At 70.0% G+C, this 6175-nt stretch carries 5 protein-coding genes, 1 tRNA gene and 1 pseudogene; 5 read left to right on the top strand and 2 right to left on the bottom strand.

Annotation, left to right across the window (positions count from 1 at the left end):
• Nucleotides 1-535: 535 nt before the first annotated feature.
• Nucleotides 536-1279 (top strand): annotated as a pseudogene (locus B124_RS36715) (recombinase family protein); the annotation flags it as partial.
• A 531-nt stretch (nt 1280-1810) separates the two neighbouring features.
• Here the strand turns inward: B124_RS36715 and B124_RS36710 are convergent.
• Nucleotides 1811-1895 (bottom strand) — tRNA-Leu (locus B124_RS36710).
• Between the two features lie 142 nt (nt 1896-2037).
• Here B124_RS36710 and B124_RS36705 point away from each other — a divergent pair.
• The 3 genes from B124_RS36705 (at nt 2038) to B124_RS36695 (ending at nt 4689) form a co-directional block, all read left to right on the top strand.
• Complete coding sequence (locus B124_RS36705) at nt 2038-3372, top strand: M20/M25/M40 family metallo-hydrolase (RefSeq protein WP_496507360.1); 1335 nt, start codon at nt 2038-2040, stop codon at nt 3370-3372.
• A 172-nt stretch (nt 3373-3544) separates the two neighbouring features.
• Nucleotides 3545-3778, top strand: a complete 234-nt coding sequence (locus tag B124_RS36700) for a chaplin (protein ID WP_496507359.1) — start codon at nt 3545-3547, stop codon at nt 3776-3778.
• A gap of 140 nt (nt 3779-3918) precedes the next feature.
• Nucleotides 3919-4689 (top strand): chaplin, encoded by a 771-nt coding sequence (locus B124_RS36695; RefSeq protein WP_496507358.1) that lies wholly within the window; start codon nt 3919-3921, stop codon nt 4687-4689.
• Nucleotides 4690-4859: 170 nt separating this feature from the next.
• Here B124_RS36695 and B124_RS36690 read toward each other — a convergent pair whose 3' ends face one another.
• Entirely contained in the window at nt 4860-5048 is a 189-nt protein-coding gene (locus tag B124_RS36690; RefSeq protein WP_026276372.1) for a DUF5703 family protein, read from the bottom strand.
• Nucleotides 5049-5095: 47 nt separating this feature from the next.
• Between B124_RS36690 and B124_RS36685 the strand changes: the two genes are divergently transcribed.
• Nucleotides 5096-5872, top strand: a complete 777-nt coding sequence (locus tag B124_RS36685; protein ID WP_496507357.1) for a hypothetical protein — start codon at nt 5096-5098, stop codon at nt 5870-5872.
• The last annotated feature ends 303 nt before the right edge of the window (nt 5873-6175 follow it).

The raw sequence follows: 6175 nt of genomic DNA, 5'->3' as shown, positions 1-6175 counted from the left end.
AACCAGCGCAGCACCAGCACGGCCTGGCGGAACGGGCCAAGCGCCCGTGACCTGCGCGGGGTGCCGATCTGGCGGCGGTGAGCGGCCAGCAGCCGGGCGAGGTAGTCCACCACCGGGCGCGGGATGTCGAGCATGGCAGGATAGGTGACCAACGTGAAGCCTCTGGTTCGATGAACGTGATCTTGGCAGACCCGTTCTTACCAGGGGCTTTACGTCTGACCGCCACCGGGGCTGTCACCCCTCTCGCCACGGCACCACCTCAACTCCCCCTCCCACAGCCCATTTCGCTGAGAAAACCTGACTCGGGAAGGTACGCCCTCCGCGTTCCGCGAGGCACCCCTCCCGAGGCCGATCCACAGGTCTTGAGCATTGCTCACGAGGTTTCGACGCCGTGGTGATCGGCGAGCCTCAGCGAACCTTCTACGGCAACCAGTTCGGTAACACCTTCCCGCTCTTCGTGCACTTCGGCGTTCCTCTGTGGGTGCCCGAGGTTGGGGGAGTGATCGACCCCAACAACGAGGCCCACGACCTGGTCATGTCCGTTTTCGGCGGCATGAGTAAGGGGGAACGCAACCGCATCAAGGTCCGAACGCGGGCGGCCATGGCAGCGCAGACGAAGATCGAGGGGCGCTATCTCGGAGGGCGCCCTCCCTACGGCTACCAGTTGGCTGACGCCGGTCCGCACCCCAATCCGCTCAAGGCTGCCGACGGCAAGCGACAGCATCGGCTGGAGCCTGACCCCGTAGCGGCACCGGTGGTGAAGAGAATCTTCGAGGAGTATCTGCAGGGAACCGGGATCTATGCGATCGCTCAGGGACTCACGAGTGACGGCATCCCGTGTCCCTCTGCCCATGACCGCCGACGGAACCCGCACCGCGACGGACGCGCCTGGTCCAAGAACGCCGTACGGACCATCCTCCGAAATCCGCGCTACACCGGTTACCAGGTCTGGAACCGGCAGTACAAAGAGGAAATCCTCTACGACGTCGATGACGTCACCATGGGACATCGAACCAAACTGGCCTGGCACGAACGCGGCGACTGGGTCTGGTCCGCCGAGCCCGCCCATACACCGCTGATCAGTCGAGAGACCTTCGCCCGCACCGAGAGCAAGCAGTACACCCGGCGCGGGATCCCGGTGGCCGAGCGCTCCGCTCGAGTCACATCTCGCGCTTATGCTTTGCGTGGTCTCATCCGGTGTGCACTGTGCGAACGGAAGATGCAGGGTACGTATAACCACGGACGCCCTCATTACCGGTGCCGCTATCCCAACGAATACGCCCGTAGTGAGGCACTCGATCACCCCCTGTCTGTGTACGTGCGGGAAGACGCCATCCTGCCCGCACTCGACCACTGGATCGGTCAGGTCTTCGACCCGGCTCATCTGGAGACCACGTTGCAGGCAATGCGGAACGCGCAGACGGCTGCAAGCGATGCCGCGCCTGCGGTCGACGTGGCCCGGAGGACCATCGCCGACAGCGACGCCCGTCTCGCCCGGTATCAGGCGACGCTGGACGCGGGTGGCGACCCCGTGGTCGTGGCTCGCTGGATTGCACAGGCCCAGGCTGACAGGACGGCGGCCTGTGAGCAGCTTGCGGCTGCCGAGGCCAAGGGACGTAGCGTCCTCACCGAGGAGCAGCTTCGTGGCGCGGTCCGGGAGCTGGGCGATCTCCGCCATCGGCTGACGGGTGCGAAGGTCGAGCGCAAAGCTCCGATCTATCAGGCGTTCGGTCTCAGGCTCACCTACGACAATGCAAAGCGGGCCGTGACAGTAGAGTCACAGCCCACATCATCGGTGTACGTAAGACTGTGTCCAGGGGGGGACTTGAACCCCCACGCCCTCATACGGGCACTAGCACCTCAAGCTAGCGCGTCTGCCATTCCGCCACCTGGACCGGTGGACGCCGCGCGGGCGGCCCGCTGCGACGCGGTACACCCTAGCAAACCCGCGGGCTCCCGCGATCACCCCGCGGGTTGGGCCGGGGGGTCAGGCGGGGCAGGATGGAGCGTGGACCCCGAATGTGCCAGGGAGGCATCGTGAGCCAGCCGGAGAACGCCCGTGGCGGCACCGTCGAGCGCGCGGAGAGCGAGGTCGCCGACCTCTGCCGTGAGCTGATCCGGATAGACACCAGCAACTACGGCGACCACTCCGGGCCGGGGGAGCGGGCGGCGGCGGAGTACGTGGCGGAGAAGCTGGCCGAGGTGGGGCTGGAGCCGGAGATCTTCGAGTCGCACCCCGGGCGGGCCTCGACCGTGGCGCGGATCGAGGGTGAGGACCCCTCGCGGCCGGCGCTGCTCATCCACGGGCACCTCGACGTCGTCCCGGCCAACGCCGCCGACTGGACCCACGACCCCTTCTCCGGCGAGATCGCCGACGACTGCGTCTGGGGGCGGGGGGCGGTGGACATGAAGGACATGGACGCCATGACCCTCGCCGTCGTACGCGAACGGCTGCGCGCCGGGCGCAAGCCCCCGCGCGACGTCGTGCTGGCCTTCCTTGCCGACGAGGAGGCCGGCGGGCTCTACGGGGCCAGGCACCTCGTGGACACGAAGCCGGAGCTGTTCGAGGGCGTGACCGAGGCCATCGGCGAGGTCGGCGGCTTCTCGTTCACCGTGAACGAGGACGTGCGGCTGTATCTCATCGAGACCGCGCAGAAGGGCATGCACTGGATGCGCCTGACGGTCGACGGGACCGCCGGGCACGGCTCGATGACCAACCGTGACAACGCCATCACCGAGCTGTCCGAGGCCGTGGCCCGGCTGGGGAGGCACGAGTTCCCGGTGCGGCTGACCAAGTCCGTACGCGGCTTCCTCGACGAGCTGGGCGACGCCCTCGGCGTCGAGCTGGACCCCGAGGACATGGACGCCACCCTCGCCCGGCTCGGCGGCATCGCGAAGATCATCGGCGCTACGCTCCGCAACACCGCCAACCCCACCATGCTCGGCTCCGGCTACAAGGTGAACGTGATCCCCGGGCAGGCCACGGCGCACGTCGACGGCCGCTTCCTGCCGGGGCACGAGGAGGAGTTCCTCGCCGACCTCGACCGCATCCTCGGCCCGCGCGTCAGGCGCGAGGACGTGCACGCCGACAAGGCGCTGGAGACCACCTTCGACGGGGCGCTGGTCGAGGCCATGGCGACGGCGCTCAAGGCGGAGGACCCGATCGCCCGCGCCGTGCCGTACTGCCTCTCCGGCGGCACCGACGCCAAGTCCTTCGACGACCTCGGCATCCGCTGCTTCGGCTTCGCGCCGCTGCAACTGCCGCCGGAGCTGGACTTCGCCGGGATGTTCCACGGGGTCGACGAGCGGGTGCCGGTGGCGGGGCTGCAGTTCGGCGTGCGGGTCCTGGACCGGTTCCTCGACGCCTGCTGACCTGGGGATTCTCCCTTACGGAGGTGCGGTGATCCACCCGGTCGAATCGGCCGTCTGTACCAATCGGACTGAATCGGGTGAATGGCACGATAAGCGCGTAGCCCGAAACCTGCCTCGTCGTTGCATTGGGTGCGGTCCGCTGCTGGGACCGCACCGTCAATGAGGAGGAAGAATGATCAAGAAGGTTGTCGCTGCGGCGGCTGCCACGGGCGGTCTGATGCTCGCCGGCGCAGGCGTGGCCGTCGCCGACGCGGGTGCTCAGGGCGCTGCCGTGAACTCCCCGGGCATCCTGTCCGGCAACGTGGTGCAGGTCCCGATTCACGTTCCCGTGAACGCCTGCGGCAACACCGTGAACATCATCGGTCTGCTGAACCCGGCGTTCGGCAACACCTGCATCAACAAGTGACGTCGAATCTCCCGTAAGGGTGTGACCGTACGGCCCCGGAGCGCGCAGCAGCGGTCCGGGGCCGGACGGGCTTTTTGGACGAGCGGGACGGGGACGGCCCGCCTGCTCGCAACCCAGAGCTCAGAAGGCAGGAAAGACCCATGCGACATGTCGCAAGGAAGGGCCTGTTCACCATCGCCGCCGCGGGCGGCATGCTGGCCGCCGTGGGCGCCGCCGCCGCGCACGCGGACGCGGGCGCCGAGGGCGCCGCGCAGAACTCCCCCGGCATCGGCTCCGGCAACACGGTGCAGGCGCCGGTGCACGTCCCGGTGAACGCATGCGGCAACACGGTGAACGCCGGCGGGCTGCTCAACCCCGCGTTCGGCAACACGTGCGTCAACGACGGCGGCGGCGCGTCGGCCGGCGGCGGCAAGGCCACCGGCGGCGGAGCCCAGGCCCAGGGCCAGTCGTCGCAGTCCCCGGGCGTGCTCTCCGGCAACACGGTGCAGGCGCCCGTGGACGCGCCGGTGAACGCGTGCGGCAACTCCGCCAACGCCGTCGGCGTCGGCAACCCCGCGTTCGGCAACAGGTGCGGCAACGGCGCCGTCCCCGACGCCCCGAAGCCGCCCAAGCCCGAGGAGCCGCCGGCCCCGGAGAAGCCGGACCGGCCCGCCCCGCCGGAGGAGCCGAACCGCCCCGACGTGCCGGACGCCCCCGAGCCGCCCGCCACCCCGGACCGGCCCGACGAGCCCACGGACCGGAGCCACACCCCGCCGAACCACCAGACGCACGCCGGCGTGCCCGTCTCCGACCCGGAGCAGCTCGCGGCGACCGGCGCCGACCTCCCGCTGGGGGTCCTCGTCCCGATCAGCGGCGGCCTGCTGCTGGGCGGCGCGATCCTCTACCGCCGCGCTCGTACGTCCGCGGCCTGACCGCGTCCGCGGTCTGAGTACGCAGTCGGCGGCAGGGGCGGGTCCGGCGAGCCGGACCTGCCCCTCCGCCGTCTCCGCCCGCGTCCGGCGCCACCCGGCGCCGGCCCCCCGGGCACGTAGAAACCACAGGTCAGCAACGTGTCCGCGGGGCGGTCACGCATCCGCAGGGCTCACCACGTCGCCCGTACCTGTCTGATGATCCGGCGCCGCAGCCGCGCTCTGCGGCTGCCGTCGGGATACAGCCGCAGCCGGTGCAACTCCCAGTGCCCGTACTCGGCTTGGTCGGTCAGGAGCCTCGCCGCAGCGGCCCGTGAGACTCCCCGCGGCACATAGACATCACGAAACTCGTATTCCGGCATCGCATCCATTGTGCGGAAAGTGCCTCGCTCCGGATAGCGTCTGCACTATGTCTGATGCTGCGCAGCCTACGGCTGCCGAGGTACGCGCCGCCGCGTCGGCGCTGAAAGCCGCGATCGACCGCCACCTCGAAGCGGTCGAGCGCCGGTCGGGCGAGGAGGGCTCTGCCGTCTATGCCGCCTTCGAGGAGCTGGCAGCGGCAGCCGAGGCGTACGACGAGGTGTTGTACGAGGTCCACGACGAAGTGACCCCCTTCGAGATCCCCAGCAGCGACACGCTGCCCGCCTACACCGGGCCCGACGAGCCGGGGGCGCTCAGCGTCCTCATCCGCCGGGACTACACCGTGGCGGAGCCGCACCGGCTGCTGGCCCAGGCGCAGCGCATCGCCGACCTCGACCCGGATGCCACGGGCGGGGACGACGCCGACGACCGGGAGGCCGTGGGCAGCAGCCTGACGGCGGCGGTCGGGGTGCTCTTCGGCGAGTTCGAACCGGACGAGATCGCCTCGCGGCACCGGGAGTTCGGCCTCTCCGAGGGCGACTCCGCGGTGTGGGTGGCGGCGGCGGAGGAGCCGGCGGAGCCGGGGGAGTGGCTGTCGGCGCCGTTCGACCAGGTCGACCCCGAGCTGGTCATCTGCCGTTTCGACGTCAGCGCGTCGTTCGACGACGAGCTGGACTTCGACGCGGACGACGACGCGGACATCGACGCGGACATCGAGGACGATGCCGCGGACGCCGAGGGCAGGAGGGACGACCGCGCGGTCGACGCGCTCGACGACCTGGACGACGGCGACGACGAGCTGGAGCGCGTGGACACGGGCCGCTGAACGCACTCGCACAAGGGCCCGGCGCCCAGTGGCGGGTTCTAGTGATCCCCGCAACACCCTGGAGTTCAGGGAGTTGCGGGGATCGTGGGTTTTGAGGAGCTGAGGGCGAGGTTCTTCGTGGCGCTGGGGCGCGGGAACGGCAGTGTCGCGGGTGCTGCTCGGGCGGTCGGGGTGAATCGGCACACGGCGGCTGGGTGGGCGCGGAAGGCCGGGGTGCGTGGCCGTGGGAAGTCGGGCAGGGGCGGGCATCCGGGGCGGGCGGAGTATGACCGGCTGCGCGCGGCCGGGGTGCGGCGGCGGGAG

The organism is Streptomyces sp. CNP082, from assembly GCF_059570535.1.
The sequence above is the reverse complement of the archived record's forward strand: the minus strand, read 5'-3'. Positions and strand labels throughout refer to the sequence as shown.

Excerpts from the sequence above, each read along its gene's own strand:
- B124_RS36690 (WP_026276372.1), bottom strand. The coding sequence starts at position 5,048 with ATGCCGGAATACGAGTTTCGTGATGTCTATGTGCCGCGGGGAGTCTCA.
- B124_RS36695 (WP_496507358.1), top strand. The coding sequence starts at position 3,919 with ATGCGACATGTCGCAAGGAAGGGCCTGTTCACCATCGCCGCCGCGGGC.
- B124_RS36685 (WP_496507357.1), top strand. The coding sequence starts at position 5,096 with ATGTCTGATGCTGCGCAGCCTACGGCTGCCGAGGTACGCGCCGCCGCG.
- B124_RS36700 (WP_496507359.1), top strand. The coding sequence starts at position 3,545 with ATGATCAAGAAGGTTGTCGCTGCGGCGGCTGCCACGGGCGGTCTGATG.